The 25636-nt window shown below is 67.1% G+C and carries 24 protein-coding genes; 12 read left to right on the top strand and 12 right to left on the bottom strand.

What is annotated here, in order from left to right; translation table 11 throughout:
- Nucleotides 1-54: 54 nt before the first annotated feature.
- Nucleotides 55-1074 carry a transaldolase gene (tal, locus tag GUI70_RS11210; RefSeq protein WP_161882402.1) on the bottom strand — a complete coding sequence of 340 codons (1020 nt, stop codon included), beginning with the start codon at nt 1072-1074 and terminating at the stop codon, nt 55-57.
- 228 nt (nt 1075-1302) lie between these two features.
- Here tal and GUI70_RS11205 point away from each other — a divergent pair, with 228 nt between their 5' ends.
- Nucleotides 1303-1938: a DUF47 domain-containing protein gene (locus tag GUI70_RS11205; RefSeq protein ID WP_161882401.1), complete on the top strand. Its 636-nt coding sequence runs from the start codon at nt 1303-1305 to the stop codon at nt 1936-1938.
- A 4-nt stretch (nt 1939-1942) separates the two neighbouring features.
- Nucleotides 1943-2935, top strand: a complete 993-nt coding sequence (locus GUI70_RS11200) for an inorganic phosphate transporter (protein WP_161882400.1) — start codon at nt 1943-1945, stop codon at nt 2933-2935.
- An 85-nt stretch (nt 2936-3020) separates the two neighbouring features.
- On the opposite strand, the gene GUI70_RS11195 is transcribed toward GUI70_RS11200, so the two are convergent.
- Both GUI70_RS11195 and rsmA read right to left on the bottom strand, forming a co-directional pair.
- Nucleotides 3021-3941, bottom strand: coding sequence for a carbohydrate kinase family protein (locus GUI70_RS11195; RefSeq protein WP_161882399.1), 921 nt, complete (start codon nt 3939-3941; stop codon nt 3021-3023).
- 149 nt (nt 3942-4090) lie between these two features.
- Entirely contained in the window at nt 4091-4948 is an 858-nt protein-coding gene (gene rsmA, locus GUI70_RS11190; protein WP_161882398.1) for a 16S rRNA (adenine(1518)-N(6)/adenine(1519)-N(6))-dimethyltransferase RsmA, read from the bottom strand.
- Nucleotides 4949-4988: 40 nt separating this feature from the next.
- On the opposite strand from rsmA, the gene GUI70_RS11185 reads away from it, so the two are divergent.
- Together GUI70_RS11185 and GUI70_RS11180 are read left to right on the top strand one after the other, a co-directional pair.
- Nucleotides 4989-5891 carry a tetratricopeptide repeat protein gene (locus GUI70_RS11185; RefSeq protein ID WP_161882397.1) on the top strand — a complete coding sequence of 301 codons (903 nt, stop codon included), beginning with the start codon at nt 4989-4991 and terminating at the stop codon, nt 5889-5891.
- Nucleotides 5891-7336, top strand: a complete 1446-nt coding sequence (locus GUI70_RS11180) for an NAD(P)H-hydrate dehydratase (RefSeq protein WP_161882396.1) — start codon at nt 5891-5893, stop codon at nt 7334-7336. The genes GUI70_RS11185 and GUI70_RS11180 overlap by 1 nt, the downstream gene beginning before the upstream one ends.
- A gap of 40 nt (nt 7337-7376) precedes the next feature.
- Here the strand turns inward: GUI70_RS11180 and GUI70_RS11175 are convergent, their stop codons facing one another.
- From GUI70_RS11175 to GUI70_RS11160, 4 genes are all read right to left on the bottom strand, one after another.
- Entirely contained in the window at nt 7377-7997 is a 621-nt protein-coding gene (locus tag GUI70_RS11175) for a transposase (RefSeq protein WP_161882395.1), read from the bottom strand.
- Between the two features lie 21 nt (nt 7998-8018).
- Complete coding sequence (locus GUI70_RS11170; protein WP_161882394.1) at nt 8019-8498, bottom strand: hypothetical protein; 480 nt, start codon at nt 8496-8498, stop codon at nt 8019-8021.
- Between the two features lie 282 nt (nt 8499-8780).
- Complete coding sequence (gene hrpB, locus GUI70_RS11165) at nt 8781-11270, bottom strand: ATP-dependent helicase HrpB (protein WP_161882393.1); 2490 nt, start codon at nt 11268-11270, stop codon at nt 8781-8783.
- Between the two features lie 7 nt (nt 11271-11277).
- Complete coding sequence (locus tag GUI70_RS11160) at nt 11278-12054, bottom strand: exodeoxyribonuclease III (RefSeq protein ID WP_237724851.1); 777 nt, start codon at nt 12052-12054, stop codon at nt 11278-11280.
- A gap of 128 nt (nt 12055-12182) precedes the next feature.
- Here GUI70_RS11160 and GUI70_RS11155 point away from each other — a divergent pair, with 128 nt between their 5' ends.
- Genes GUI70_RS11155 through GUI70_RS11140 form a run of 4 tightly spaced genes read left to right on the top strand, consistent with a single transcriptional unit; the run spans nt 12183 to nt 14574 of the window.
- Complete coding sequence (locus tag GUI70_RS11155; protein ID WP_161882391.1) at nt 12183-12491, top strand: hypothetical protein; 309 nt, start codon at nt 12183-12185, stop codon at nt 12489-12491.
- Nucleotide 12492: 1 nt separating this feature from the next.
- Nucleotides 12493-13068, top strand: a complete 576-nt coding sequence (locus tag GUI70_RS11150; protein WP_237724850.1) for a UbiX family flavin prenyltransferase — start codon at nt 12493-12495, stop codon at nt 13066-13068.
- Nucleotides 13065-13745 carry a 2-C-methyl-D-erythritol 4-phosphate cytidylyltransferase gene (gene ispD, locus GUI70_RS11145; protein ID WP_237724849.1) on the top strand — a complete coding sequence of 227 codons (681 nt, stop codon included), beginning with the start codon at nt 13065-13067 and terminating at the stop codon, nt 13743-13745. The genes GUI70_RS11150 and ispD overlap by 4 nt, the downstream gene beginning before the upstream one ends.
- A complete protein-coding gene (locus tag GUI70_RS11140) occupies nt 13735-14574 on the top strand; it encodes a 4-(cytidine 5'-diphospho)-2-C-methyl-D-erythritol kinase (protein ID WP_161882389.1) in 840 nt (279 codons plus the stop codon). The genes ispD and GUI70_RS11140 overlap by 11 nt, the downstream gene beginning before the upstream one ends.
- Nucleotides 14575-14583: 9 nt before the next feature.
- On the opposite strand, the gene GUI70_RS11135 is transcribed toward GUI70_RS11140, so the two are convergent.
- Together GUI70_RS11135 and GUI70_RS11130 are read right to left on the bottom strand one after the other, a co-directional pair.
- The gene (locus GUI70_RS11135; RefSeq protein WP_202630459.1) at nt 14584-15201 is read right to left on the bottom strand and encodes an IMPACT family protein; all 618 of its coding nucleotides are present in this window, start codon (nt 15199-15201) and stop codon (nt 14584-14586) included.
- A complete protein-coding gene (locus tag GUI70_RS11130) occupies nt 15198-15797 on the bottom strand; it encodes an NUDIX domain-containing protein (protein WP_161882388.1) in 600 nt (199 codons plus the stop codon). Before GUI70_RS11130 ends, GUI70_RS11135 begins: the two co-directional genes overlap by 4 nt.
- A gap of 125 nt (nt 15798-15922) precedes the next feature.
- Between GUI70_RS11130 and GUI70_RS11125 the strand changes: the two genes are divergently transcribed.
- A complete protein-coding gene (locus GUI70_RS11125) occupies nt 15923-17887 on the top strand; it encodes an N-acetylmuramoyl-L-alanine amidase family protein (protein WP_161882387.1) in 1965 nt (654 codons plus the stop codon).
- Nucleotides 17888-17902: 15 nt separating this feature from the next.
- Here the strand turns inward: GUI70_RS11125 and GUI70_RS11120 are convergent, their stop codons facing one another.
- From GUI70_RS11120 to GUI70_RS11110, 3 genes are all read right to left on the bottom strand, one after another.
- Nucleotides 17903-18763, bottom strand: a complete 861-nt coding sequence (locus GUI70_RS11120; RefSeq protein ID WP_161882386.1) for an AIM24 family protein — start codon at nt 18761-18763, stop codon at nt 17903-17905.
- A gap of 69 nt (nt 18764-18832) precedes the next feature.
- A complete protein-coding gene (locus tag GUI70_RS11115; protein WP_161882385.1) occupies nt 18833-19864 on the bottom strand; it encodes an ATP-grasp domain-containing protein in 1032 nt (343 codons plus the stop codon).
- 41 nt (nt 19865-19905) lie between these two features.
- Complete coding sequence (locus GUI70_RS11110; RefSeq protein WP_161882384.1) at nt 19906-20556, bottom strand: hypothetical protein; 651 nt, start codon at nt 20554-20556, stop codon at nt 19906-19908.
- A gap of 239 nt (nt 20557-20795) precedes the next feature.
- Between GUI70_RS11110 and GUI70_RS11105 the strand changes: the two genes are divergently transcribed.
- The 3 genes from GUI70_RS11105 to GUI70_RS11095 are packed head-to-tail and all read left to right on the top strand — an operon-like array spanning nt 20796 to nt 25623.
- Complete coding sequence (locus GUI70_RS11105; RefSeq protein ID WP_161882383.1) at nt 20796-23141, top strand: 3-hydroxyacyl-CoA dehydrogenase/enoyl-CoA hydratase family protein; 2346 nt, start codon at nt 20796-20798, stop codon at nt 23139-23141.
- A 45-nt stretch (nt 23142-23186) separates the two neighbouring features.
- Nucleotides 23187-24410 carry an alpha/beta hydrolase gene (locus tag GUI70_RS11100; RefSeq protein ID WP_161882382.1) on the top strand — a complete coding sequence of 408 codons (1224 nt, stop codon included), beginning with the start codon at nt 23187-23189 and terminating at the stop codon, nt 24408-24410.
- On the top strand, nt 24403-25623 hold the full coding sequence (locus tag GUI70_RS11095; RefSeq protein ID WP_161882381.1) for a thiolase family protein: 1221 nt from the start codon (nt 24403-24405) through the stop codon (nt 25621-25623). Before GUI70_RS11100 ends, GUI70_RS11095 begins: the two co-directional genes overlap by 8 nt.
- The last annotated feature ends 13 nt before the right edge of the window (nt 25624-25636 follow it).

Genomic DNA, 25636 nt, shown 5'->3' with positions numbered 1-25636 from the left:
TGGCTTAGTGCAGCGCTCACAAAACGGCTGAGAGCCTGTGGAAGCGCCGGGGGCTCAGGCCCCAGTGTTGGCCACCGGCTGCTTGTCCTGCGCCGCCTTGTCTGGGGCTTGGTCACTGTTCAGCAGGCTCTTGAGCTTCTCGGTGTCCTGGTGAAAGAGCCGGATGCCCTCGTTGAGTTTCTCCCCGGCCATCGCGTCCTCGGCCAGGCTCCAGCGGTACTGGGCCTCGCTGACCCGTTCCTCGCTCTGGGTGCCCTGAGACGGGTTGAGCTGGCGCTCCAGCTTGCCGTGGTCCTCAGCCAACTCGCCCAGGAGTTGCGGGCTGACAGTCAGGCGGTCACACCCGGCCAGCGCTTCGACCTGCGCGGCACTCCGAAACGACGCGCCCATGATGATGGTGTCGTAGCCGTGCGCCTTGAAGTGCTGGTAGATCTCGCGCACTGACTTGATGCCGGGGTCCTCGTCCACCGGGTAATCCTTCGTGCCGGTGCTCTTCTTGTACCAGTCGGTGATGCGCCCCACGAACGGCGAGATCAGGTAAGCCCCGGCCTGGGCGCAGGCGATGGCCTGCTCCAGCCCGAAAATCAGGGTCATGTTGCAGCGGATGTCTTCTTTCTTGAGGATCTCGGCGGCCTGAATGCCTTCCCAGGTGGAAGCCAGCTTGATCAGGATGCGCTCGCGGCCCACGCCGTTTTGCTCATAGAGCTTGATCAGGTGGCGGGCGCGGGCCAGTGCGGCGTCCCTGTCGAACGACAGCCGGGCGTCCACCTCGGTGGAGACGTAGCCGGGCACGATCTTGGTCAGCTCGGTGCCGATGCTCACGGTCAGCTTGTCGATCACGTCGTCGGCACTTTCGCCGGACTTGACCCAGCCCTGGGCCTCGGTCATCAGGCTCTTGTAGCCTTCGAGCTGCGAGGCCTTGAGAATCAGCGACGGATTGGTGGTGCAGTCCTGCGGCTGGTACTTCTTGATGGCTTCGATGTCGCCGGTGTCGGCCACGATCACGGTCATGGCCTTGAGCTGCTCGAGTTTGCTGGGCTGGGTGTCGCTCTGCTGGGTATTCGCTTGTGTCATGTGGCTCCTTGGCGGCTGGCCGGAAGGCGAGGGGCCAGCCAGAATCGCTTCCATGCTAGCGCCGCCCCTCGCCCCAGAGATGATGATGGGAGCCGCCGCCCGCGCCCAAAGATAGATTTTGCCTTCACGCCTCGTTCATCTCATGCGGGTTCGCTTGGTTGCATGTCACCGGAATGTGAGCTTACCAAACCCTGACATTTGCGCCGCCCAAACCCGCTAGCTTAGGTCATGGTTCTGTCACGCTTCATGCCCAAGAACGAAAAATTCGGCGAACTCTTCAGCGCCTCGGCGCGCAACGCTCAGCAGACCGCCGAGGCACTGCTGGAACTGCTGGGTGCGTCCGGCGACCTTGGACCCCATGCCGGGCATCTGCGCGACCTCGAGCACGCTGGAGATACCCTGGCCGCCCAGATCACCCAGATGCTGGCCGACTCGTTCATCGTGCCGTTTGACCGCGAGGACATCATCGAACTCAACGCCCAGCTCGACGACCTGACCGACTTCATCGAGGAGGCCGGGCGCAAGCTGTGGCTCTACCAGGTGAAGCCCACGCCCGTCATGCGCGAACTGGCAGATGTGGTGCGGCGGCAGTGCGAGGTGCTCGCGCGCGGGATGCCACTGATCGAGGACAAGAAGCGCATCGCTGAGCTGAGCGCACTGGCGCTGGAAGTCCGCACCCTGGAAGACGAGGGCGACCGCCTCAGCGACGCGGCGCAGGCCAGTTTGTACGACGGCGTGAGCGAGGTGGCGCAGATGATTCAGGCGATGCGGGCCGGGGAAATCCTCTCTCTCCTCGAAGACGCCTCGGACCAGGCCCAGCGAGTCGCCAAGACCGTCGAAAACATTCTGCTGAAGAACGCCTGAACGGATGGACACGGCCCTGCTCGCCCTCATCGGCATCATCGCCCTGGCGCTGACCTTCGATTTCATCAACGGCTTTCACGACACCGCCAACGCCATCGCCACCTCGATCGCCACCAAGGTGCTGACCCCGGCCCAGGCCATCGGCATGGCCGCCGTCCTCAATGTCGTGGGCGCGCTGACCGGCACCGCCGTCGCCAAGACCGTCTACAAGGACATCATCTCGCCAGACGTGGCCTCGCTGACGCTGGTGGCCGCCGCCCTGGTCAGCGCCATCATCTGGAATCTGCTGACCTGGTGGCGCGGGATTCCCAGCAGCAGCAGCCACGCGCTGGTCTTCAGTTTGGTCGGCGCGGGCCTGGCGGTGGGCGGCTGGGGGGCTATCATTCCGCTGGGCGTCAACAAGACGCTGGCGGGGCTGGTGACGTCGCCGGTGCTAGGCTTCCTGATTCCCATCCTGCTGATGTTTCTGGTAGTGTGGCTGGTTGCCCGGCGACTGCGGCCCCGCACCGTCACGCGGGTTTTCGGGCGACTCCAGATTCTCTCAGCGGCCTTCATGGCCTACAGTCACGGCGGCAACGACGCCCAGAAGACCATGGGCATCATGACGCTGGCGGTCTCGACCTACCTGGGCACCCAGCTCGGCAACGTGCCGCTCTGGATCATTCTGGCGGCGGCCACGGCGATGGGCCTGGGCACGGCGGTGGGCGGCTGGCGGATCATCAAGACGATGGGCTTCGGGGTGGTGGAGCTGCGGCCCATCGACGGCTTCGTTGCCGAGATGAGCGCCGCGGCCATCATCGAGGGAGCCAGTGCCCTGGGCATTCCGGTCAGCACCACCCACGTCATCTCGACCAGCATCATGGGTGTGGGGGCCACCAAGGGCTTCAAGGCGGTGCGCTGGCAGGTCGCTGGGCGCATCGTGGCCGCCTGGATCATCACCCTGCCCACCTGCACGGCGCTCGGCTGGCTGTGCATGAAGGCCGCGCAACTGCTGTAGCCAGGTGACGAACGACAGGAAGGCGGCCCGAGCGAAGATGCTCGGGCCGCCTTCCTGTCGTTCGTTCGCTCAGTTTCCAGCCCGCTCAGGCGAACGATTCCAGCTCGGCGGCGCTGATAGGCCGGGCCTGCGCGCCGAGGCTGGTGGCGCTCAGCACGCCCGCCGCATTGCCCAGCTTGGCAGCCTCGGCCAGCGGCTTGCCGCCGAGGGCGGCGTGCGCGAAGGCCGCCACGAAGGTGTCACCCGCCCCGGTGGTGTCGACGACCTGATCGCCCACCGCCACCGCGTCCACCAGTTCGGTCTCGTCGGGCGTCCAGACGATGCTGCCCATCGCGCCCACCTTGACGACCACCTTCTTGCTGCCGCGCGCGCCCAGCGTGACGAGTGCCGCGCTGATGCTGTGGGTGCCGGTCAGGGCCAGCAACTCGTGCTGGTTGAGCAGCAGGTAATCGGCGCTGACGGCGCTGTCGAGGAGGCCCATGCCCACCGCGTTGACGGCCCCGGTGCCGAGGTCGAGAAACACCGGCACCCCAGCCTTGTGGGCCATCGCCATCGCTTTGAGGGCATAGTCGCGCTGCGGTCCGCCGATGAGGCTGTAGGCCGAGACGACCAGGGCGTCGGCACTGTCGATATCTTTTTTCTTGAGCTTGGCCGGATCGAGTTCGCGGTTGGCAGCTCCGTAACTGATCATGGCCCGCTTGCCGTCGGGCGTCTGCATCACCGTGATGGTGCTGGTGAGCGCCTCGGTGTCGCGCTGCACCGCCGCTTCCGACACCTTGCTGGCACGCACGCCCGAGAGCGCAAAGTCGGCAAACGGGTCTTGCCCGACCCGAGCGGCCAGGGTCACGCTGTGGCCCAGCCGAGCGAGCGTCACGCTGATGGTGCCGCCTGCGCCGCCCGGCTGCATGGTGGCGCGGCTGGGGGCCACCTCCTCGCCAGGTGCGGGCAAATGGTCCAGATGATAAAGGTGGTCCACCGTCACGTCGCCGATTACATAAAACTTCACTCTCTTCCTCCGCCCCCACGCCCTGCCCGGCACTCCTCAGTCGAAATCACCGCGCTGCGAGGAGAATTTCTGTCCTCAGTACGCTTATCATACACGGCTGGTCTGCCCGCGCCGACAGGCGAAGGCCGCTGCAAGGTGGGATGAGGCCGTCAGTCTACAGAAACCAGCGGGGGCAGCGCTGTGAACACTTCGTTCATCTGATCGAGCGGCACGTCCTCGGCGCGCACGCTCTCGCCCAGACGTGCGCCGAGAACGGCAGCGTCGATGTCCGCGCCCGCGTAGCCGACCAGCCGCAGATTGTTGCGCAGGGTCTTGCGGCGGTGGTGCAGGGCCGCTTCCAGGAAGCGCACGAAAGCGGGGGCGGGCCGCTCGCCGCTGAACTCCAGCTTGACGATGCTGCTGGTCACGTCTGGGGCGGGAAAGAAGGCTCCCTTGGCCACGTCGCGCACAAGGCGGGCGCTGCCGTGAAGTGAGACCAGCGCCGAGAGGTAGCCGTAGCCGTCCTGACCCGGCTGCGCGCCGAGCCGCACGGCCACCTCGCGCTGCACCAGCACGGTGGCCGAAACGATGCTGGGGGCTTGCATGAAGCGCGAGAGCAGCGCCGTGGAAATGTAATACGGTAGATTGGCGACGACCCGTGTGCCGGGCGGCAACTGCGCATAGTCGTAGGTCAGCGCGTCGCCCCAGACGACCTGTACGTCCAGGCCCGCCAGGGTTTCGGCCAGCACCGGGCGCAGCCGCTCGTCTTTTTCCAGGGTGATGACCTGCGCGCCGCGCCCGGCCAGTTCGCGGGTCAGCACGCCCAGGCCCGGCCCGACTTCAAGCACGCTGACCCCCGGCGCGGCCCCGCCGATCTCGGCGATGGCGCGCAGGGTGTTGCCGTCGATCAGGAAATTCTGGCCGAGGCTCTTGGTAGGCCGCAGATCAAAGCGGGCCAGCAGATCGCGCACCGTGCGCGGCGAGTAGAGTGGCCCGTCACTTATCGGGAGTGAATCAGATTGGGTCATAGGAATCCGCCGGAGTGCAAGCAGTCAGTATACTGCGGCCATGACCGAGAGCAAGGCCGCCGTGAGCCTCAGCAAAGCGGGGCCAGCACCTGACCTCACCTCCCCGGACGCTGCATCACCGATCCCGCCTCATCTGGAGGGGCTGAATCTCGACTGGGCCAGCTATGTGGCGGCGGGCGAGTACCGCCGCGCCCTGGCCGCCGCCCGCCTGTCGCCCACACCGATGCCCAGTGGGCTGATCGGCGCGCTGGAATCGCTGCACGACTTTCAGGAACATGTGCGCGCCCACAAGTATCCGCAGGCCCGCCGCGCCCTGACCCGGCTCGGTGAGGACCTGGGCGAGCCGGAACCGCAACTCGCCGCCCTGCGCCGCAGCATCCAGCTGCCGACGCTGGACGCGGCCCTGGGCAGCCTGGAAGCTTCGGAGACGGCCCGGCACGTGGAACCGGATGCGCTGAGGGCGGCGCTGGCCCCAGCGCTGGAGACGGCGCTGACCCGCGCCGAGGCACTGAACGCAGTGGGGGTGTTGCACGCCATTCACGAGGAAAACGAGCAGGCCAGGCAGGTGTTCGGGGAAGCCGCCGAGGCCGATCCCGGCCACTACCGGGCCATCAGCAACATCGGCAACCTGGATTTGCAGGCCGGACACCTCAAGGAAGCCGAGGCCGCCCAGCGCCGCGCCATCGCGCTCAATCCCGATTTTGCCGGAGCGCACCACAACCTGGGGGTGGCGCTGCGCAAGCAGGGCCGGGTCAACGACTCGGTCAAGGCGATCCGCAAGGGTCAGCGTTTGGCAGTTCGGCGCATGCGTGAGGACGCCCCGCGCGGGCTGGGCGGCGCGGCCGGGCAGCGGGCCGCTTCCTGGCTCAAGCCCTCGACGTTGCGAATCATCGGGCTGGTGGTGGCAGTGCTGGTGTTTTACTTCTTCCTCAAGGGCCGCTGATGGCCCAGAGCGTGCTGCTGCCCGGCGGCGTGAAGGTCATTGACGCCCGGCTGGAAAGGGCGGGTCTACTCAATGTGGCGATGGAGACGGCGGGCCGGGCGGTGGCCGACCACCTGCAAGCCCGCTTCCCGGCGGGCCGGGTGCTGCTGCTCTCGGGCAGCGGGGCCAACGGCGGCGACGCCTGGGTAGCAGCGCGGCACCTGCTGGCGCTGGGGCGCGAGGTCAGCGTGCTGGCGCAGCCGCCCAAGCACCCGCTGAGCAAGCTCAACAAGAAGCGGCTCTCGGCATTCGGCACGGCCTCGCAGGCGCTCACGGTGTCCAGCCTGCGCCGCGCTTTAGGCAACGCGGACGTGGTGGTGGACGGGCTGCTCGGTACCGGCTTCACGCCGCCGCTGCGGACCGAACTCGCTGAACTCATCGGGCTGCTCAATGAAAGCGGTCTGCCGGTGCTGAGCATCGATTTGCCCTCCGGCCTGGACGCGGCCAGCGCCGAGTTGCCGGAGGTGGTGGTCAAGGCGGCCCACACGCTGACCTTCGGCGGCCTCAAGCCCGCACTGATCTATGGTCCCGCCACGCACACCGCCGGACAGGTGACGGTGGCCGGGCTGCGCCTGCCACCCGTGTGGACCGAACAGGAAGCGGTGGCCCTGCGCCCTACCGACGCCGAAATCGCCGCGCTGCTGCCCCGGCGCTCTGCCGACGCCCACAAGGGCACGGCGGGCCGGGTGTGGGTGCTGGGCGGGCACCCCGGCACGCTGGGCGCGCCTGCGCTGGCCGGACTCGGCGCATTGCGGACTGGAGCCGGGCTGGTCACGATCTACAGCGGGGCCGACGTTCCACTGATCACCCCGGAGCTGATGACGCGCCGGGTCGAGTTCAGCAATCTGGAGAGCGAGCCGAAACCTGACGCCGTGGCGGTGGGCATGGGCCTCGGTCCCCAGGCAACTGGGGTGGCGCTCATGGTACTGGGCTGGGGCCTGCCCACCGTGGTGGACGCCGACGCCCTGCAACCCGAGCTGATGGGCGCGGGCCATCCGCAGATCATCTGGACCCCTCACCCCGGCGAGGCGGCGCGGCTGCTCGGTACCGAGACCACAGAAATCACCCGCGACCCCCTCAGCGCGGCGCGGGCGATGCAGGAGAAGTTCGGCGGCGTGGTGGTACTCAAGGGCGGGCCGTCCACGGTGGCGACTGAGGACGGTCTGTTCGTGGCGCGCGGCGGGCACCCCGGCATGGCCTCGGCAGGCATGGGCGATACCCTCAGTGGCGTCCTGGCGGCGCTGCTCGGCCAGGGGCTGAGTGCCCCGGACGCGGCCCTGGCAGGCGTGCGCCTCCACAGCAAGGCGGGCGAACTCGCCGGACAGCAGCACGGCTACGGCCTGACCGCGACAGACGTTTCGGGCGAACTGGGCCGCGCCTGGCTATTGCTGGTGGGGGAGGACTGAAAGGCAAGTTCTGTGCCTCCATCAACTGACATCTTGCAGTTTAGAATTCGTGATGAAGAAGTGCGTCCTGGACAGCATTGACCCGATCAATCTCTAGATAAAGCTCCGTAAGGCGCACGCCAGCGAGAAATTTTTGTCTGAATCGGCAGGCCAGATCACGCCAATTGGGCCAGGCTGGATCGCCCGGATCCGGGCGATCCAGGAACTCGAAGTGGCAGAGCAAGAAACTGAAGAGACTCAGACAGAGGAACCGCAGTACGCCTTTTTTACTGTGCTGGCCGAAGTTTCCGAACCCAAAACGACTTTTGAGAGTCTTGAACAGGGCTTCAATTTTCCAGCGGCGTTTCCCAGTGTGTTTGATGACCTGAGCGGTGCGTGGCACGGTTGAGACGATAAATCGCTGTTCCTGTTTGTCGCCTGTTTTGGCCGGCAGCCATACCCAGCTCAGCCAGAGCAGAACTCCTGGAAGATCGTGCAGCTCAATTTTGCGGCCTGGGGTGGTGATATCGCGCAAATGTTGTCCGGTCGAGGTTTTCCGGTCTGCACGCATCCCAATGAACCCAGCAAATCCCAGCGCGATGACGCCCTGGATAAACGCCTTGCTACTGAACCCTCCATCCGCCAAAAGATGAATCGTCTTGCTGCTGTTGCGGACTTCCAATGGAAGTCCGCGCAGGAGCTTTCAGGCCAGTTGGGTCGGCGATGGTTGTCCCTTGCCCCGCCAGATCAAAAACGACCACGGGAGGCGGCGTTCTCCACAGCAGAGATACAGCAGCACGATGTGGACCCCGTGCACCGAATTCAAGGTGTGCATCCAGTCTCCCAACCCCTCGAAGCGGCCTTCCTTGGCCATTGACGTGAGATCGACGACGAGTTCCAGTCGTGGAGGACGTCCAGCACAGCTTCTTCGATACGCTTTCAGTTGAGCGTGTGCATGCTGTCGCATGACGCGAATGACGGCGGGCAAGCGCCAGGAATACTGATTCAAAAAGCGGCTCAGGGCCGCAGGCGACTTGACCGTTGCATAAGCTGGGAGTGGTTTCCCCATTGCCGCCAGGAAGAGGCAGAGCAGCACCTGGACACTGTCCAGGTGCTGCTTGCGCGTGAACGTCGCAAGAATGTCAGAATAAAGCTGTCCAGCACGGGTATTCTTTGTTTTCACGTCCTCATTTTGAGGCGTAAAGCCGTGCTAGACAGCTTTTTCGTAAACTGCAAGATGTCAGTCAACCTTCGCCTTTCCACTCTGCGGGCCGGGAAAGTCTTGAACGGGGCGGCCTGAATATAGACCTAAGGTGCAGCCGTCGGAAAAGCTAGCGTAAGAAGCTGCGAGAAATGCTGCGCACACACCCTGCCGAGCGCAGCGACCTGCTTCCTCGCCCCACTGGGGAGGGGCAAACCGAAGCGCATTCCCGGCCCCCAACCTTTCCCCGCTGACTTCGCTCCCTTACATCCGTTTCTTCGTCGCCCGCGTGGCCTGCGCCGTCCACGGATCATCGGGCCAGGGATGCTTGGGATACTGGCCGCGCAGATCCTTGCGCACCTCGAAGTAGCCGCTGTGCCAGAACGAACGCAGGTCCTGGGTGATCTGCACCGGGCGGCGCGCGGGCGAGAGCAGGTGCAGCAGCACCGGGGTGCGTCCCGCGTTGACGGCGGGTGTATCGGCCAGGCCGAAGAGTTCCTGCAACTTGACCGCCAGAATCGGCGCTTCGCCGCTGGGGCGGTACTCCAGCCGAATGCTGTGCCCGCTCGGCACCGCCACCTGCCGGGGTGCGAGTTCGTCCAGGCGGCGCGGCAGCGGCCAGGCCAGCAGGGGTTGCAGCGCGGCCAGCAGCGCGACCTTGCCCAGGTCCTCGCGCTTTCTGACGTTGCCGAGATGTGGGGTCAGCCAGTCGTCGAGCCGGGCCAGCAGGGCGGCGTCGGAGAGGTCGGGCCAGGCCTCGCCCGAGGCGTCGCTGCCGTTCCAGGCGCGCAGGCTTAGCACGCGGGCCTGCCACTGGCGCACGTCGTCCGTCCAGGCCAGCGAACCCAGTCCCTCAGCTTCCACGGCGGCGCGCACGGCCTGAACCCGCAGTGCTTCCGGCACCTGCTGAAGTGGTCGGCTACTGAGCAGCAGGCGGCCATAACGGCGCTCGCGGGCGGCGGTCAGCGTACCGCTGCGGCTGTCCCAGGCCACCGTGTCGGTGCTGGTCGAGTGGGCCTCCAGCACGGATGGGTCGAGTGGCGCGGCCAGGTACAGGTGGCCCTCACCGCTCGCAGGATCGCGCCCCGCCGTGTCGAGGTGGGCAGCGACCAGGTACGGCTGCCTGGCCAGGTCGTCGCCCTCCGGCAGCCGCACGCCCTGCCCGCCCGCCAGCAGATACCGGTCCGAACTGCCAGGCCGGAGCTGCGCTGCCCGCTCGGGATACGCCAGAAACAGCAGCCGCCCCACCTGCTCGGCCTCGGGAAACGAGTGGTCGGGCTGGCCACGCAGCAAACCGCGCCACTGCCGACTGAGGCGCTCGGCGCGCTCCAGCACGGCCCGGTCGCCCTCACCTCCGCCTGCCCGGTACTGGCGCAGGGCGGCCACCCGGCGGGTCAGATCGCTCCCGGCCCCGCGCGGTAGCGGGTCGCGTTCCTCCAGCAGTGCGGCGAGGTCGGCGGCGAGTGCGCCGAGGCCCAGCGCCGCACCCACCAACAGCAGGTGGGCCAGGCGTGGGTGGGTCGGCAGATCGAGCAGCCCACGGCCCTGCGGGGTGATACGGCCCTCCTGTAAGGCGTCCAGCTCGGTCAGCAGCGTCTGGGCCGTCTGCACGCGCATCGGTGGTGGGGCGTCGAGCCAGGGGAGACTGGCCACGTCCGCGCCCCAGCCCGCCACTTCCAGTACCAGCGGCGCGAGGTCGGCTCCCAGGATTTCCGGTGCTCTGGCGGCGGCGAGGAGCGGCTGGGTGCGCTCGCTCCACAAGCGATAGGCCACGCCCGGTGCAGTGCGGCCCGCCCGCCCGGCGCGTTGGTCGGCGCTGTCCTGGGTCACGCGGGCGGTGACGAGTCGGCTCAGGCCGGTGCCGGGGTCGAACTGCTGGCTGCGCGTCAGGCCACTGTCGATGACCACCCGCACGCCGTCGATGGTCAGGCTGGTCTCGGCGATGCTGGTCGCCAGTATCACCTTGCGCCGCGCCGGGTCCGGCACGATGGCGCGGTTTTGCTCGGCGATGGGCAGATCACCGTAGAGCGGCAGCACCGCCAGCTCGGGATGTCGCTCCCTCAAGGTGGCCAGCGTCCGGCGAATTTCGGCCACGCCCGGCAGGAAGGCCAGCACGTCGCCGGGGTCTGCCTCCAGCGCCCGCGTCACCGCGCCCGCCACCGCCAAGGCGGGGTCAGGTGGATCGGCGGCCAGGTAGCGTACCTCCACCGGGTACTGGCGGCCCCGGCTCTCGATGATCGGCGCTGACGCGCCCAGGCGGTCGGGCAAAGCGGGGTCGAGGGTGGCTGACATGATCAGCACCCGCAACTCATCGCGTAGCGCTCCCTGCACCTCGCGCACCAGGGCCAGTGCCAGGTCGGCGTTGAGGCTGCGCTCGTGAAACTCGTCAAACAGGATCAGCCCGACGCCCGAGAGCTCCGGGTCGTGCTGAAGGCGGCGGGTCAGGACGCCCTCGGTGATGACCTCCAATCGGGTGCGGGCCGAAATGAGGGTCTCGAAGCGCACCCGAAGGCCCACCGTCTCGCCGACTTTCTCGCCCAGGGTGGCCGCCAGGCGTGCCGCCACCGCCCGCGCCGCCACCCGCCGGGGTTGCAGCAGCAGGATGCGTTGACCCGCGAGCCACGGCTCACTCAGCAGTTCCAGCGGCAGCCCGGTGCTCTTGCCCGCGCCGGGCGGAGCCTGCAATACGGCCAGCGGATGCGCGGCCAGCGCCGCTTTGACTTCCGGCAGGATCTCGAAGATGGGTAGGGTCACGGGCGGCTCACCCGCTCACCACGGCGCTCAGCGGCGCATGGTCGGAGAAGCGCTCTGTGCGCTCCACCCAGACCTCACGCAGCGGCAACCCCGCCGAGAGCAGGTAGTCGATGCGCCAGCCCACGTCCTTGGCATAAGCGTTGGCGCGGCTGCTCCACCAGGTGTACTCGCGCCGCTCGCCGAGGTGATCGCGGTGGCTGTCACGCAGGCCCAGCGCCAGATACTGTCCGAACCACTCGCGCTCCTGCGGCAAGAACCCCGGCTTGTTCCGGTTACTGCGCCAGTTTTTGAGGTCGAGTTCGGTGTGGGCCACGTTGAAATCGCCGCCGACGATCAAGGGCGGCCTGGGTTCGCCGGGTTGCGGCAGGTGGCCCTGGGTCCAGCGGGCAAAGTCCGGCAGCACCCGCTCCTTGAACACCTGGCGGTGCTCGGCGCTCGCGCCGCTAGGCAAATAGACGCTGGCAAAGCGCACGCCTGCCACCAGCGCCGAGAGCACCCGGCCCTCGGCGTCTACCTCGGGGTCGTTCATGCCCACCTGCACGTCCGCGAGGCCGCGCCGACTGAGCAGCGCCACACCGCTGTACCCGGCTTTCTGGGCCGGATGCCAGCATGAGTCGTAGCCCAGCGCAGCGAATACTTCCGGCATCGGGTCAGCGCGCACTTCCTGAAGCAGGACCACGTCGGGGGCGTGACGCTCCAGCCAGCCGGGCAGGCCTTTTTTGAGGGCGCTGCGAAGGCCGTTGACATTTAGAGTGGTGACACGCAGAGACGGGGCAGAAGACACGCCCGCAGGATAGCCGCTCGCCTGCCCGCCCGGACCCAGGCCCGCTGCGTCAGGGCAGAAGGGGTGCGTCAAGACAAGATGTAAGCTGCCCAGGCCCAACTTCATGAGAAGGGCGCTACCCTGGGAGCATGACAGAGATCTTGTTTCGTAACGAGGCCGACGGCAGCCCATTCCAGATGACGCAGCCCAAGGCGGCGCGAGTGCTTGACGATGTTCAGCAGTGGGCCGAGAACAACGGCTTCGCGCAAGTCACCTTCTGGCGCGACGCGGATGACGCCAACAAGTACTGGGTGCAGCTCGGCGACGACAAGCTCAACTACTGGATTCACGAGACGACCTTCAGCGAGGGCAAACACCAGGACGTGGAGATGCAGCTCGACTACGCGCGCGGTGCCCAGCGGCGCTCGGCGGCAGGATACGGCAAATTTGACAAGTGAAGTGAGCGGCCACGCTCCCCGGCGGCTGGTGGTGGGGGTTTCGGGCGGCAGCGGCATTCCCTACGCGCTGGCGGTGCTGCGCGCGCTGCACAGTCTCGGCACCGAAACCCATCTGGTGGTGTCGAGCGGGGCCAAGCGGGTCATGAGTCTGGAAGGTGGGCCGCAACTCAGCGACCTGACCGACTTGGCGCACACCGTCCACGACGACCGCGACCTGGGGGCCAGTATCGCCAGCGGCTCATACCGCACGGCGGGCATGCTGGTGGTGCCGTGCAGCGCCGGAACGCTCGCCAAGATCGCCCACGGCTTTGCCGACAATCTGCTGGCGCGCGCCGCTCACGTGACCCTCAAGGAGCGCCGCCGCCTGGTGCTGGTGACCCGCGAGGACCCGCTGCCGCGCCCGATGCTGCAAAATATGCTGCTGGCCCATGACGCCGGGGCCACTCTGATGAGCGCCAGTCCCGGCTTTTACCACGCGCCCAAGACGGTGGACGAGTTGCTGCACTTCGTGACGGCGCGGGTGCTCGATCAGTTCGGGCTGGAGGCGGGCGGCTTCCAGCGCTGGGGCGAGGTTTGAGCGGCCCAGCAAAAACGGCCGCGCTGATTCCCGCCGCCGGACTCGGCACCCGGCTGGGGCAGGGACCGAAAGCTTTTCTGGATCTGAATGGACTCACCTTGCTGGCCCGCAGTGTGACCGCCCTCGCCCCGCACGTGGACGAAGTGGTGGTGGCGCTGCCGCAAGGGTACGCTTTGCCGGAAAACATCCGCGCCAGGGCCATCACGGGCGGCGCGACCCGGCAGGCGTCGGTGCTGGCCCTGCTGCGCGTCACCGACGCCGAGGTGGTGCTGATTCACGACGCGGCCCGGCCCTTTTTGCCGCCCGAGGTGATCGCCGGGGTGCGAAGGGCCGCCGCCGAAACCGGGGCCGCCACCGCCGCCCTGTCGGTGGCCGACACTTTGGTGCGCGGGCAGTCCCAGGCGTCGCCGCCCCTGTGGGGTGAACTGACACTGCGCGAGGGGCTGTGGGCGGTGCAGACGCCGCAGGGTTTCCGGCGCGAGTTGCTGCTGGCGGCCCACCTGGAAGCCGAGAGAGACGGTATTCAGGCCACCGACGACGCCGGGCTGGTGGCGCGGCTGGGGTTGCCGGTGGCACTGGTGCCCGGCGACGCGAGGCTGTTCAAGGTGACTACGCCCGGCGACCTGATTCTGGCGCGGGCGCTGGCGCACCTCTGGGACGCTGAAGATGCCTCCTGAGCGCCTGCACCGCTTCGCGCCCGCCAAGATCAACCTGGGCCTCTCGGTACTGGGGCTGCGCCCCGACGGGTACCACGATCTCTCCACCCTGATGTTGCCGCTGTCAGTGGGCGACGAACTGATGTTCGAACCTGCCGCCGATCTGAACCTGAAGGTGGTGGGGGCCGAGCTGCCCACCGATGGGGGCAATCTGGTGTACCGCGCCGCCGAGCGCTATCTGGCGGCGGCGAACGCGCCAGGCGGCGTTTGTATCACCCTGCACAAGCAGCTGCCGCTAGCCAGCGGTTTGGGCGGCGGCAGCAGCGACGCGGCGAGTACCTTGCTGGCCCTCTCGGAACTGTACCCGTCGCCGGTGAAGTTGCCGGAACTCGCGCGTGCGCTCGGCGCGGACGTGCCGTTTTTCTTGATCGGTGGCGCGGCGAAAGTCGAGGGCATCGGCGAGCGTCTGACTCCACTGGACGTGCCGCCGATCTGGCTGGTGCTGCTCAACCCGGGGGTGGCCGTCAGCGCCCGCGACGCCTACGCCTGGCTCGACGAGCGCCGAAGCTACACCCCGCCGCTGGATATTCCAGCCCTGCTCTCGGCCCTGGCTTCCGGCCAGCTGGTGCCGCACTTCAACGCTCTGCAAGCCGGAGTGGTGGCCCACCATCCGCAGATTGCCATAGCGCTGAAGGTCGTGGCTGAAGTCGGTCTGCACAGTCCGCTGATGAGCGGTTCCGGCAGCACGGTGTTCGGCCTGGCCGAAACTGAGACGCAGGCGCGGGGAGCAGCGGCCACCTTGCAGGCCCGGTTTCCCGGCTGGTGGGCGCGGGCGGCGCAGGTCCTCTAGCTCCCTGTTCTAGAGCTCTTCAAGGCTGCCGCTGCCCCGCGTGGCGTCGCGCAGCGCAGCGCCGAAGCCCCCCACGTCCTCAGGATAGAGCTGCACCACCAGCGCCAAACCCGCGCCGCTGTACTCCTCTTCGCCGCGCTCCACAGAAAACTGGCCGAGCAGATGGTAGAGGGCGCTGACCTGATCGTAAGGCACGGTGACGCGCCTGGGCACACGTGGGCGCACTTCCAGCCAGAGCGCGGTGCGCAGGCACTCGGCGCAGCCGCCGCCGTAGGCCCGCGCCAGCCCCCCGGTGCCGAGCTTGACGCCGCCGTAGTAGCGCACGATCACCACCATCACGTGGTCGAGGTGCTGGCCCTGAATGGCCCGCAGCATCGGGGTGCCCGCCGTGCCGCCGGGTTCGCCGTCGTCGGAAAAGCGGTAGAGGGGGCCGATCTGGTAGGCCCAGCAGTGGTGGGTGGCGTCGGGATAGCGCTCCTTGAGGGCCGCGAGCTGGGCCAGCGCTTCTTCCGGCGTGTCGGCGCGCGCGGCGAAGGCCAGAAACTCGCTGCCCTCGATGACGGCGTCACTGCGGTGCGGTGCGGCTAGGGTCACGAACGGCGCCAGATCAGGCGAACTGGTGCTCACAGCAGGCCGCGCGCCTCCAATTCACGCCGGGCATGAAACAGCACCAGGCTGCTGGGGCCGTCGAGAATCTCGCCCGCCTCCAGCTGCCGGTAGACGTCTGGCAGCGGCAGCACGAGACGCTCGATCAGTTCGCTTTCCTCGTTATGGGCCGCCTGCAACGCCACCCCGAAGGCCAAGAACGGATAAAAGACCACCCCACTGATGCTCGGTTGCGGATAAAAGCCCGGCAGGGCCAGCCACTCGGCGGCCACCCCGCCCACTTCCTCCAGTAGTTCGCGTGCGGCGGCGTTGCCCAGGTTCTCGGCCTCCTCAACGCCGCCTGCCACCATCTCGGTGATGAAGGCCCGCAGCGGGTAGCGGTACTCGCGGATCATGACCGCCTCGCCTGCCGGCGTGATCGGCAGCACGAACACGGCGCGCGGGCCGCGTGGGCGGTAGACATACTCGCCCTGCTGGCCGCCGTGCAGGCGCACGGTGTCGCGCACCAGACGGCGTGGCGGGCCGCTCAGCTCAACTTGTTCGAGGGTCTGCCAGGGCTGCTCAGCGTCGGGAATCAGGCGTGGCCAGTTGGGGTGCTCGGTGGGGTGCGGGGGCATGGCTTCAGGGTAGAGCGCCGGACGCAGCGCAGGCTCGATTGCCGCGCCCGACACACTCGGCTGCCTCCCGCGTGAGATTCCCCTGAGCCTTTCTCACTCCCTGCCCCCTAAAGTGAATGTCAGACATGCATCTTGCCTTGAAGATCCTTTCATCTGCGGGCCTGCTGCTCGGGGCGGCGCTCAGTCCTCGCGCCGCCGCTCAGGGTGTCACGCTCGGTGATCCGTTCGTGCGCGGCGCACCGGCCCAGAGTCTGCCAGGGCTCTCGCTGCTGCCTGCCGCACCCATCCCAGCTGGCGTGGGCCAATCGGTGTTGACCCAGCCCCCGCCCGCCGCGCCGAGCAGCACCCAGACCACGGCCAGCACACTGCCCAGCCTCAGCACGCCGCGCGTCTACAGTGAGGGCAGCCAGACCAAAGTGGTCTACGATCTGCCGACTGGGGTCAGCTATACCCTGATACCGGGCTTCAGCGGGTTGCGGCTCGACTTCCGGGGGCTGAGGGCGGCTCCCAGCATCACGGCCCAGCTCGGCGCGAGTGTGGGCGAGTACCGGGTGGCGACCTCGCCCGGCGGCGCGCAGCTCAGTCTGGCCACGCCTTTCGCGCTGGGCCTTCGCAGCGGCTGGCGGGCCAGTGAGACAGCCATTGCCTCGGGCGGGCGGGTGCTGATTCTGGAATTCGGCCCGGCCATCAGCGGCGGCGCGCTGAGCAGTGTGCGCGGTGAGGTGCGCGGCGATCAGGTCGTTACCCCGGTTCCCACGCCCCCGGCCTCTGCGCCCGTCAGCCCCATCACCCTCACCGCACCCGGCCTGGACGGCGGCACGGGTGTGAGTCTCAGCCGCAGCGCCCGGCCCTCGGTCTCCTCGCCCACTGTGAGCGGCCCGCTTGGCCTAGCTGACCCCGCGCCGGGGCTGAACACCGGCAGCCCGGCCACCGGTTCGGGGGCCAGCCAGCTTCCGCCGGGCGACGCGCCGGGCAACGCCAGTGGCCCGCTGCCCGCGCCTGCCGCAGGGCTGCCAGGCGCGAACGACAGCGATCCCAACGTGCTGCGCGGACAGGCCAGCGGAGTCGCGCTGTCCGGCGCGCTGCTGGCCGCGCCGCGTATTGGCAAGAATCCTGGCGTGACGCGGGTGGTCCTTGATCTGCCGCCCGGCACCAGCTTCGTCATTACCCCTGGCGCGCTGGGCCTGAGCATCGATCTGGTGGGTGTGGGCGTCGATGCCCAGGTCAGCGGGGCAGGGTCAAGCGGCGCAGTCAGCAGTGAGCTGCGCGGCTGGCGCTACGGCGCGGCGGGGACGCGCAGCAATGTCTTTTTGATGACGGCCTCGCCGCTGGGCCTTCACAGCGGCTGGCGCAGCGTCTTCTTGCCGCCCGCCAGCGGCTCGGACCGCTCACGCCTGGCGATCGACCTCTCACCCGCCATCGCCAACACCACGTCCCTGCTGCCCGCCGAGCGGGTGCTGGCCGCCGTGCCGCCGGTGCGTTCCGGCGCGCTCACCTTCAGCGGCGCGGCGCTGGTAGCTCCCAGCGTGGTCATCGACCCCGGCCACGGCGGGCGCGACCCCGGCGCGGTGGGCAGCGTCACCGAGAAAGCGGTGGTGCTGGACGTGGCCTTGCGGGTGCGCCAGTACCTGCAGTCGGCAGGCGTCACCGTGATCATGAGCCGCGACACCGACCGCGAACTGCTGCCCAACAAGAACGCCGACCTCAACGCCCGCGCTGCGCTCGGCTGGAGCGGCGCGCAGCTCTTTCTCAGCATTCACGCCAACAGCATGGAACCGGTCAATGTGCTGAGGGGCTACGGCATCGAGACCTGGTGGAACAACAACAACGCCGCCAGTTCGGCGTTTGCCACGCTGTTGCAAAACAATGTTATCCAGACGACCGGGGCCTTCAACCAAGGCCTCAAGAGCAGCCGTTCGCTGGCGGTGCTGCGCGGCTCGAAGGTGCCCGCTGCCCTGGTCGAGATCGGCTTCGTTGGCCACCCCGTCGACGGCAGCAACCTGCTCGACAACAACTATCTGGAGCGGGTGGCGCTGGGCATCGCGCGCGGCATCCGTGAGGCGCTGGTGACGGGTGTGGGGGCGAAATAGGCTGCGCCGCCCGCCTCAGGGCTTCAAACCGCTGCTGCTGTCACCCACCGGAATCGCCACCTGTTTGCGGGCGGCCTGGGCGGTGGGGGTCAGCCACACCACGCCGCTGCCGGTCAGGCTGTAGATCATGCCCTCGCCGCTCCGGTAGGTGCTGAACCAGCCGCGGTCGAACTTCTCGATATTGAAATTCAGGCTGCTGGAAAACAGCAAGATCAAGTCCCCGTCGACCCGCATCTCGTCGTTACTGAGGGTGTGGATCTCGATTTCCTCGAACGGCACTGGGCTTTCCAGCACGAAAAACCCGGTGCCCTTGAGTTCCGGCGACACCAGGCCGCTGCCGCCGAAAGCGCGGGCGTCGAGCATCAGCCGGGGCGACATGTCCATGGTCGTCTCGCACGAGTAAAAAGCCCCGTCGTCGATGATGTAGTTGTCGTTGGGGGTGTCTTTCTCGCCGATGATCAGGTGCTTGTAGGTGGGTTCGGTCCAGACCACGCCGTTGCCCTGAAACAGATTGCGCGCCGACGACTCGCCCATGGCCCGCCCCGCCGCCATGCGCGCCACGCCGCCGAGCAGGCCGCCCAGCCCGCCGCCGCTCTGGTTGTTCTGGTTGCCGCCCAGGTTGCTGCGCATGCCGCTGATCGACTGCATCTTGACGTTGCCCCGGCTGAACTGAAAGGCCCCGGGTTGCAGCAGCGCGCCGCCGCCGTCGAGCTTGATCTCCAGCACGTTGGGGCGCATGCCCATGCGGTCGGCGGCATAGAAGTGCTGAGCCTCGTAGAGATCGTGCGGCTGCACCGGACTCTGGTAGGTCGTGAAGGTGACGCCCCGGCCCGCGGCGGTGTCGAGTTGCTTGAGGTTCTCACGGCGTTTTTCCATGCGCTTCTCCTCTCTATAGGCCAGGGGTCACCGTCCAAATGATGCGCTGGCCCAATTGTGCCTTGAATATCAGTTTAACCCAACTGGCAGCTCGACGACCTCCTGGGTGTCGGTGACGCGGCGGCCCGGCGCGTAACTCAGGTCGCCCAGGGGCGCGCCGAAATGCGAATCGACTTCCAGCAGGCCCAGCGGCAGTCCGCTGAGCGCCGCGCTGATCGGCAAACCGCCGCTGGCACGGGCGTTGACTTCCAGGAGTCGGGGCACGCCCGCCGCGTCCTCCTTGAACTGGGCGTTGAAGAGGCCGTCCATCTTCAGTTCGCGGGCCAGCAGGGCGGTCCACTCGCGCAGCTGCGGCAGGTCCACGGCCACCTGCACGTTGCCCAGCCCGCCCACCTTCTTCCGGATCACGCCGGTGAGCAGCTCGCCGCCGCGTGCCAGGGCGTCGATGCTGTACTCGGAGCCGGGCAGGGTTTCCATCACCAGCATGTTCGGCAGCGCCTGATCCCTGAACAGCAGTTCGGCGGCGGCGTAACTCATGCGGGTGGTGTTGCCGCTCAGGAAGTGCTTGAGGTCGCCGCCCGGCGTCAAGATCCGGAAGCCGATGCCGAAGATGCCGCGCGCGGGCTTGAGGCAGGCCGAGCCGTGCCGGGCCTCCAGGTCGCGAGCGGCACCCTCCAGCGCGTCCCAGTCGCGCACGGCCCGCGTCTCGGGCATGGGAATGCGCCCGGAGAATATCCCGTAGAAGCGGGCCTTGTCCTCGCACAGCTCGTAACTGTCCGGCTCGGCGCTGGGCACGATCAGACGGCAGCCCAGATTCTCCAGTTCGGCGCGGTGGCGGGCCAGCAGCGCCGCGAAGCGCCCGCCGACGAGGGCCTGCACGTTCTTTTGCCGCAACGTTTCCAGCACATAGTCGAGGTAAGCCTCCTCCGCGATGGGCGTCGGCTCGGTCAAGCCCAGATCCGCCGCGCCGAGGTAACTGGCATCGGTGGAGGTATGGCTGGCGACGACCCGGTAGCGCCCCGACTGCGCCACCTGCCGGATACGGTGGAGGGTGGGGTTGATGTTCTTGGTAAACCAGACGGTGGGCAGGGAAGACGGCATGGCCCCGTAGTATGCCGCAGCGGCCTCTGGCCCGCCCGCCTTCACTTGCGGCAGGTCAGGTCCACCCGGAAGCTCGGGTCCTTGATACTGTAGTTCAGCCCAGTGTTGAGCGTTCCGGTGGGGTCGAGCGGTACCACCAATTTGACCGGTTGGCCCGCTGCGCCGTTTTTGTCGAAATCGAGCGTGGCCGTGAACGCCTCAGCCTGCAAGAAGGGCCGGTCGCGCAGTTCGGGTGCGCCGCTGTTGGCCGCCAGCACCGCGCCGCCCGTCAGTTGCAGATTGAAATTCTTGTCGAACGGCAACCCGGTGCCGATCATGCTGAGGCCGGTCTGCGCCGCACCGTTGCGGACCTCCACCTTGAGATGCCAAGCAGTGGCGTCGCCCGCCACGCTCAGCACCTTGAAGCGCCAGATGCCGTTGAAGAGCGGCTGATTCAGGCACCCGCTCACGGCGGTCAGGGGATCAGCGCCGCCCACCGCTTGCTGGGTCAGCATGACCGTGTTTCCCTTGACGACCACCGTGAGTCCGGCGGCTTTCAGCACCTCGGCGCTGAAGTACAGCCTGCCGCCCTGGTTGATCACCGCGCCGCTGATAGGCTGACCATTGAGGGTGAGGGTATACGTGGTGGCCGCCTGGGCCGTGCTCCACCAACCGAGGGCGAGCACCGGGAGAAGCCGCGTCAGTCTGTTCATCAGTCTCCTTTGACCAAGTCAGCAAGCTGCTGTCATCCCAGCATGCCAGCATAGGTGTGACAGGGCCGTGATCTGGTGTCTGGACCGGGCGGAGATAGTGCCGAACTGGCTGGACAAACGCCCCGCGCCGCCCTAAACTTTGAACTGAGTCTAAAATTATTTATCCGTCCCGTTTCTCACTCAGGAGGTTTCCCGTGACCGCAGTAGAGTCTCCCCGAACGCAGCCCAAGCAGACTTCGATGCCCCAGCCCTCTCCCATTCAGAAGGCCGCCGTCATCGGCGCGGGCGTGATGGGCGCGGCGATTGCCGCCCAACTGACCAACGCAGGCATTCCGGTCATCCTGCTCGACATCGTGCTGCCCGATAAGCCCGATCGCAATTTTCTGGCAAAAGCGGGTATCGAGCGCGCGCTGAAGGCCAGCCCCGCCGCTTTCATGGCCCAGGAAAACGCCAAGCTGATCACGGTGGGCAACCTGGAAGATGACCTCGCCAAGCTGAGGGACGCCGACTGGATCATCGAGGCGATCATCGAGAAGCTCGATGCCAAGCGCGACCTCTGGGCCAAGGTGGAAAAGATCGCCAAGAAGACGGCCATCATCTCCAGCAACTCCAGCGGCATCCCGATGCACCTTCAGGTGGAAGGCCGCTCAGAGGACTTCAAGAGTCGCTTCGTGGGGGCGCACTTCTTCAATCCGCCCCGGTACCTGCACCTGCTGGAAGTCATTCCGACGAACGAAACCAGCCCCGAGGTGCTCAGCGCTTTCAGTGCCTTCGCCGATCACACGCTGGGCAAGGGCGTGGTCGTTGCCAACGACGTGCCGGGCTTTGTCGGCAACCGCATCGGCGTGTACGGCATGGTGCGGGCCATGAAGCGCATGGAGGAAACGGGCCTGACTCCGGCGGTAGTGGACTTGCTGACCGGCCCAGCGATTGGCCGCCCCAAGAGCGCCACCTTCCGCACCGCCGATCTGTCGGGCCTGGACATCATCTATCACGTCGCCAACGACATCGGCGCGGTGACGGGGCCGGACGAGGACTTCACCCTGACCGACACCTTCAAGAAACTGGTGGAAGAGAAAAAATGGCTCGGCGACAAGACCGACAGCGGCTTTTACAAGAAAACCAGGGATGAGCGCGGCAAGACCAAGATTCTGACGCTGAATCTGGAGACCCTAGACTACGAGGACCAGCCGCCCGCCAAAGTCGCGGTGCTCGACGCGCTGAAGGCTAGGTCGCTGAATGATCGCGTCAAGGGCCTGTACGAGGCTGAGGGCAAAGAGGGCGACTTCATGCGCGGCGTCATGAACGACGGCTTCTGGTACGCCGCTAAGATGGCCGGAACCGTGTCGGGCAAATTGCAGGACATCGACAACGCTCTCAAGTGGGGCTTCGGCTGGGAGCAGGGGCCGTTCGAGACGATGGACGCGCTGGGCGTGCAGACGGTGATCGGCAACCTGGAACAAGAGGGCCGCACCCTGCCGCCGCTGCTTCAGAAGATGAAGGACGACGGCCAGGCCAGCTTCTACAACGGCGAGCAGATCGTGGACGCTGGGGGCCAGCTGCAGCCGTATCAGCCTCCGTACCTGATCCTGAGCGACCTCAAGAAAGACGCCAGCAAGGTGGTCAAGAAGTCCGGTGGCGCGAGCCTGGTTGACTTGGGCGACGGCGTGCTGCTGCTGGAATTTCACAGCAAGATGAACGCCCTGGGCGAGGACGCCATCCGGATGATCGGCACGGCGCACAAGACGGTGCAGGAACTCGGTTACGCCGGACTGGTGGTTGGCAACCAGGGCGAGCACTTCAGCGCGGGTGCGAACTTACCGCTGATTCTCTCGCAGGCGCAGGACGAGGAGTGGGACGAGCTGGACGCGGCCATCAAGCTGTTTCAGCAGGCGACCACCAGCCTCAGATTCTCGCCGCACCCGGTGGTGGTGGCCCCGTTCAGCCTGACGCTGGGGGGCGGCACCGAGATGGCCCTGCACGCCGACGCCGTGACCGCCATCGCCGAAACCTATATGGGTTTGGTCGAGGTCGGCGTGGGCCTGATTCCTGGCGGCGGCGGCACCAAGGAAATGCTGCTGAGATTTACCGACCAGACCCTGCCCGGCCAGCCCTTACTCCCCGCCGTGCAGCGCGCCTTCGAGCTGATCGGCACCGCCAAGGTCAGCACCAGCGCCCAGGACGCCCGCAAGCTCGGCTTTCTGCGGCCCAGCGACGAGACCGTGATGAATCGCGACAACCTGCTCTCGGAGGCCAAGCGCAAGGTGCTGGAACTTGCCCCCGATTATATGCAGCCCACCATGCGAACCGACATCCCGGTGATGGGCGAGGCGGCCATCGGCGCGATCAAGAGTGCGCTCTACGGGCTGGTGGAGGGCGGCTACGCCAGCAAGTACGACCGCGAGGTGTCGCTGCAACTCGCCAACATCCTGGCGGGCGGCGCGACCAACAACCGCCAGGCCCGCGTGACTGAGCAACAGCTCCTCGATCTGGAGCGCGAGGCCTTCCTGACGCTGGCCGGGAAGAAGGGCACGCAGGACCGAATCACGCACATGCTCAAGACCGGGAAGCCTTTGCGCAACTGAGGTGGCGTCCGTTTACACCTCTGCCCCCATTGGAGATACTTCCCCATGACCCCCACTTCCAGATCTTCCTTTCCCATTTTCGCCCGCGTGCTGCTCGGCGTGGGCCTCGGCGCGGCAGCCACGCTCGGCACCGGCTGGTACTTTGCCGACGAACTGGTCAAGGCCAAACCGGTCCGGCGGCCCATTCCCAGAACCCGCGTGCTGGCCGTGTCGCGCGAAGGCAGCGAGACGCTGATTCGCCTGACCCGCAACCTCATCACCGCCCGGCCCGGCGTGATCACACTCGACTGGGACGACGAGGACGGCGGCTCGTTGCTGGGGCCAGTGGCGGAGGGCGGCTCCGACTGGGTCACGCGGCCCCTGCTGCGCGGCGGGCTGTACCTGCACCCCGGTTTGACGGTGCGGCCCAGTTCGATGGGTCTGGGCACGCCGAAAGCACGCGGCCTGATCTATGACAATCTGGTGCTGGACGGCGAACACGGCCCGCTGCCCGCCTGGTTCGTGCCGGGCCAGGACGGCGTGCCGAGCGCCAACCCCGCCGAGGACTGGGTCATCATCATGCACGGCTACCAGGGCCTGCGGCAGGACGCACTGCGCTACCTGCCCGCTTACCACGCCTATGGCCTGAGCAGCCTGGTCGTCACCTACCGCAACGCCCACGGCGCGGGCCGCACCCCGCAGGGTGTCTACCGTCTCAGCGCCGACGAGTGGGAAGACCTAGAAGTGGCCGTCAAGTACGCCCGTGAGCACGGAGCCAAACGGATCGTGCTGATGGGCCTGAGCATGGGCGGCAGCATCACGCTGGCCTTCATGCGCCGCAGCAAGCTGGCGCGGCACATCAACGGCGTCATTCTGGATTCACCCGCGCTGGAATGGCGCGAACTGATCAAGCACCACGCCGTGCGCTTTCATCTGCCGGTGTTCCTCGCGCCCATCGTCGCCCGGCTGACCACCCTCAAGAGCGGCCAGGATTTCGACGCGGTGGACCATTTCCAGCACGCCCACGTCTATGACCTGCACATGCTGATCTTTCACGGCAGCGACGACAACACCGTGCCGGTCGTGCAGCTCGACCGGCTGTTCGAGGCCCGGCCCGACCTGATCGAGTATGTGCGGGTCGAGGGCGGCCAGCATCTGCGCAACTGGAACATGGACATCGAAGCCTACGAGCGCCACCTGCGCCAGTACCTGGGCCGCATGCTGGGAAGTGCCGAGCCGAATCAACCCGAAGTTCCGACCCCTGCCCACAAGGAGAATTCCAATGTCTAATCCCCCTGATCCTGCGCGTGAAGCCGTGATCGTCTCCGCCGTCCGCACCGCTGTTGGGCGCGGCGTCAAAGGCACGCTCGCCAACACCCGCCCCGACGATCTGGCCGCCCTGGTCATGAAAGAAGCTTTATCGCGCGTCGGCGTCGACCCGGCCATCGTCGAGGACGTGATCTTCGGCTGCGCCATTCCCGAGGCCGAGCAGGGCCTCAACATCGCCCGCCTGGCCGCGTTGCAAGCTGGATTCCCCGACTCGGTGGGCGGCGTTACCGTCAACCGCTTCTGCTCGTCGGGCCTGCAAACCGTGGCGATGGCGGCGGCGGCGATTCAGGCCGGACATTTCGACGTCGTGCTGGCGGGCGGCGTGGAGAGCATGAGCATGGTGCCGATGAGCGGCCACAACCCCAGCCCCAACCTGTCACTCGTCGACAAGCGCCCGGAAGCCTACATCAACATGGGCCTGACCGCCGAGAACGTGGCTGCCAAATACGATGTGAGCAAGGCCGATCAGGACGCCTTCGCCGCGCGCAGCCACGCCCGGGCTGCCGCCGCCCAGGACGCGGGCAAGTTCAGGGACGAGATCGTGCCGGTGCCGGTGCGCGTCGACAAGATGAAGGGCACCAAAATCACTTCCGAAACGGTGGTGTACAAAGACGACGAGCTGATTCGCCGCGACACCACCCCCGAAGGCCTCGCCAAGCTCAAGCCCGCCTTCAAGATGGGCGGTTCGGTAACGGCAGGCAACGCCTCACCCTTCTCGGACGGAGCTTCGGCGCTGCTGCTGATGAGCCGCCAGAAGGCCGACGAGCTGGGCCTCAGGCCGCTCGCCAAGTTCATCGGCTTTACGGTGGCGGGCGTGGGGCCGGAGGTCATGGGCATCGGGCCGGTGGAGGCCGTGCCGAAAGTGCTGAGGCAAAACGGGCTGACCCTGGCCGACATGGACCTGATCGAGCTCAACGAGGCGTTTGCGGCGCAGAGTCTGGCCGTCATCCGCACGCTGGGTATGGACGAGGAGATCACTAACGTCAACGGCGGGGCCATTGCGCTGGGCCACCCGCTGGGCTGCTCGGGAGCCAAGCTGACCACCACCGCCATTCACGAACTGCGGCGGCGCGGCGGCGGCAAGGCGCTGATCACCATGTGCATCGGCGGCGGCATGGGCGCGGCGGGCATCATCGAGGTTTATGCTCCGGAGGTGGAGCAGGCTGCCGACTGAGTGCGGACTCCCC

Source organism: Deinococcus alpinitundrae, from assembly GCF_009982895.1.
GTDB lineage: Bacteria > Deinococcota > Deinococci > Deinococcales > Deinococcaceae > Deinococcus > Deinococcus alpinitundrae.
Note: the sequence above shows the minus strand (reverse complement) of the source record. Positions and strands in the feature narration are given on the sequence as shown.

What these genes read in the sequence shown, in the direction of transcription:
- tal (WP_161882402.1), bottom strand. Translation starts at nt 1,074, where the DNA reads ATGACACAAGCGAATACCCAGCAGAGCGACACCCAGCCCAGCAAACTC.
- GUI70_RS11205 (WP_161882401.1), top strand. Translation starts at nt 1,303, where the DNA reads ATGGTTCTGTCACGCTTCATGCCCAAGAACGAAAAATTCGGCGAACTC.
- GUI70_RS11200 (WP_161882400.1), top strand. Translation starts at nt 1,943, where the DNA reads ATGGACACGGCCCTGCTCGCCCTCATCGGCATCATCGCCCTGGCGCTG.
- rsmA (WP_161882398.1), bottom strand. Translation starts at nt 4,948, where the DNA reads ATGACCCAATCTGATTCACTCCCGATAAGTGACGGGCCACTCTACTCG.
- GUI70_RS11185 (WP_161882397.1), top strand. Translation starts at nt 4,989, where the DNA reads ATGACCGAGAGCAAGGCCGCCGTGAGCCTCAGCAAAGCGGGGCCAGCA.
- GUI70_RS11180 (WP_161882396.1), top strand. Translation starts at nt 5,891, where the DNA reads ATGGCCCAGAGCGTGCTGCTGCCCGGCGGCGTGAAGGTCATTGACGCC.
- GUI70_RS11155 (WP_161882391.1), top strand. Translation starts at nt 12,183, where the DNA reads ATGACAGAGATCTTGTTTCGTAACGAGGCCGACGGCAGCCCATTCCAG.
- GUI70_RS11140 (WP_161882389.1), top strand. Translation starts at nt 13,735, where the DNA reads ATGCCTCCTGAGCGCCTGCACCGCTTCGCGCCCGCCAAGATCAACCTG.
- GUI70_RS11130 (WP_161882388.1), bottom strand. Translation starts at nt 15,797, where the DNA reads ATGCCCCCGCACCCCACCGAGCACCCCAACTGGCCACGCCTGATTCCC.
- GUI70_RS11125 (WP_161882387.1), top strand. Translation starts at nt 15,923, where the DNA reads ATGCATCTTGCCTTGAAGATCCTTTCATCTGCGGGCCTGCTGCTCGGG.
- GUI70_RS11120 (WP_161882386.1), bottom strand. Translation starts at nt 18,763, where the DNA reads ATGGAAAAACGCCGTGAGAACCTCAAGCAACTCGACACCGCCGCGGGC.
- GUI70_RS11115 (WP_161882385.1), bottom strand. Translation starts at nt 19,864, where the DNA reads ATGCCGTCTTCCCTGCCCACCGTCTGGTTTACCAAGAACATCAACCCC.
- GUI70_RS11110 (WP_161882384.1), bottom strand. Translation starts at nt 20,556, where the DNA reads ATGAACAGACTGACGCGGCTTCTCCCGGTGCTCGCCCTCGGTTGGTGG.
- GUI70_RS11105 (WP_161882383.1), top strand. Translation starts at nt 20,796, where the DNA reads ATGCCCCAGCCCTCTCCCATTCAGAAGGCCGCCGTCATCGGCGCGGGC.
- GUI70_RS11100 (WP_161882382.1), top strand. Translation starts at nt 23,187, where the DNA reads ATGACCCCCACTTCCAGATCTTCCTTTCCCATTTTCGCCCGCGTGCTG.
- GUI70_RS11095 (WP_161882381.1), top strand. Translation starts at nt 24,403, where the DNA reads ATGTCTAATCCCCCTGATCCTGCGCGTGAAGCCGTGATCGTCTCCGCC.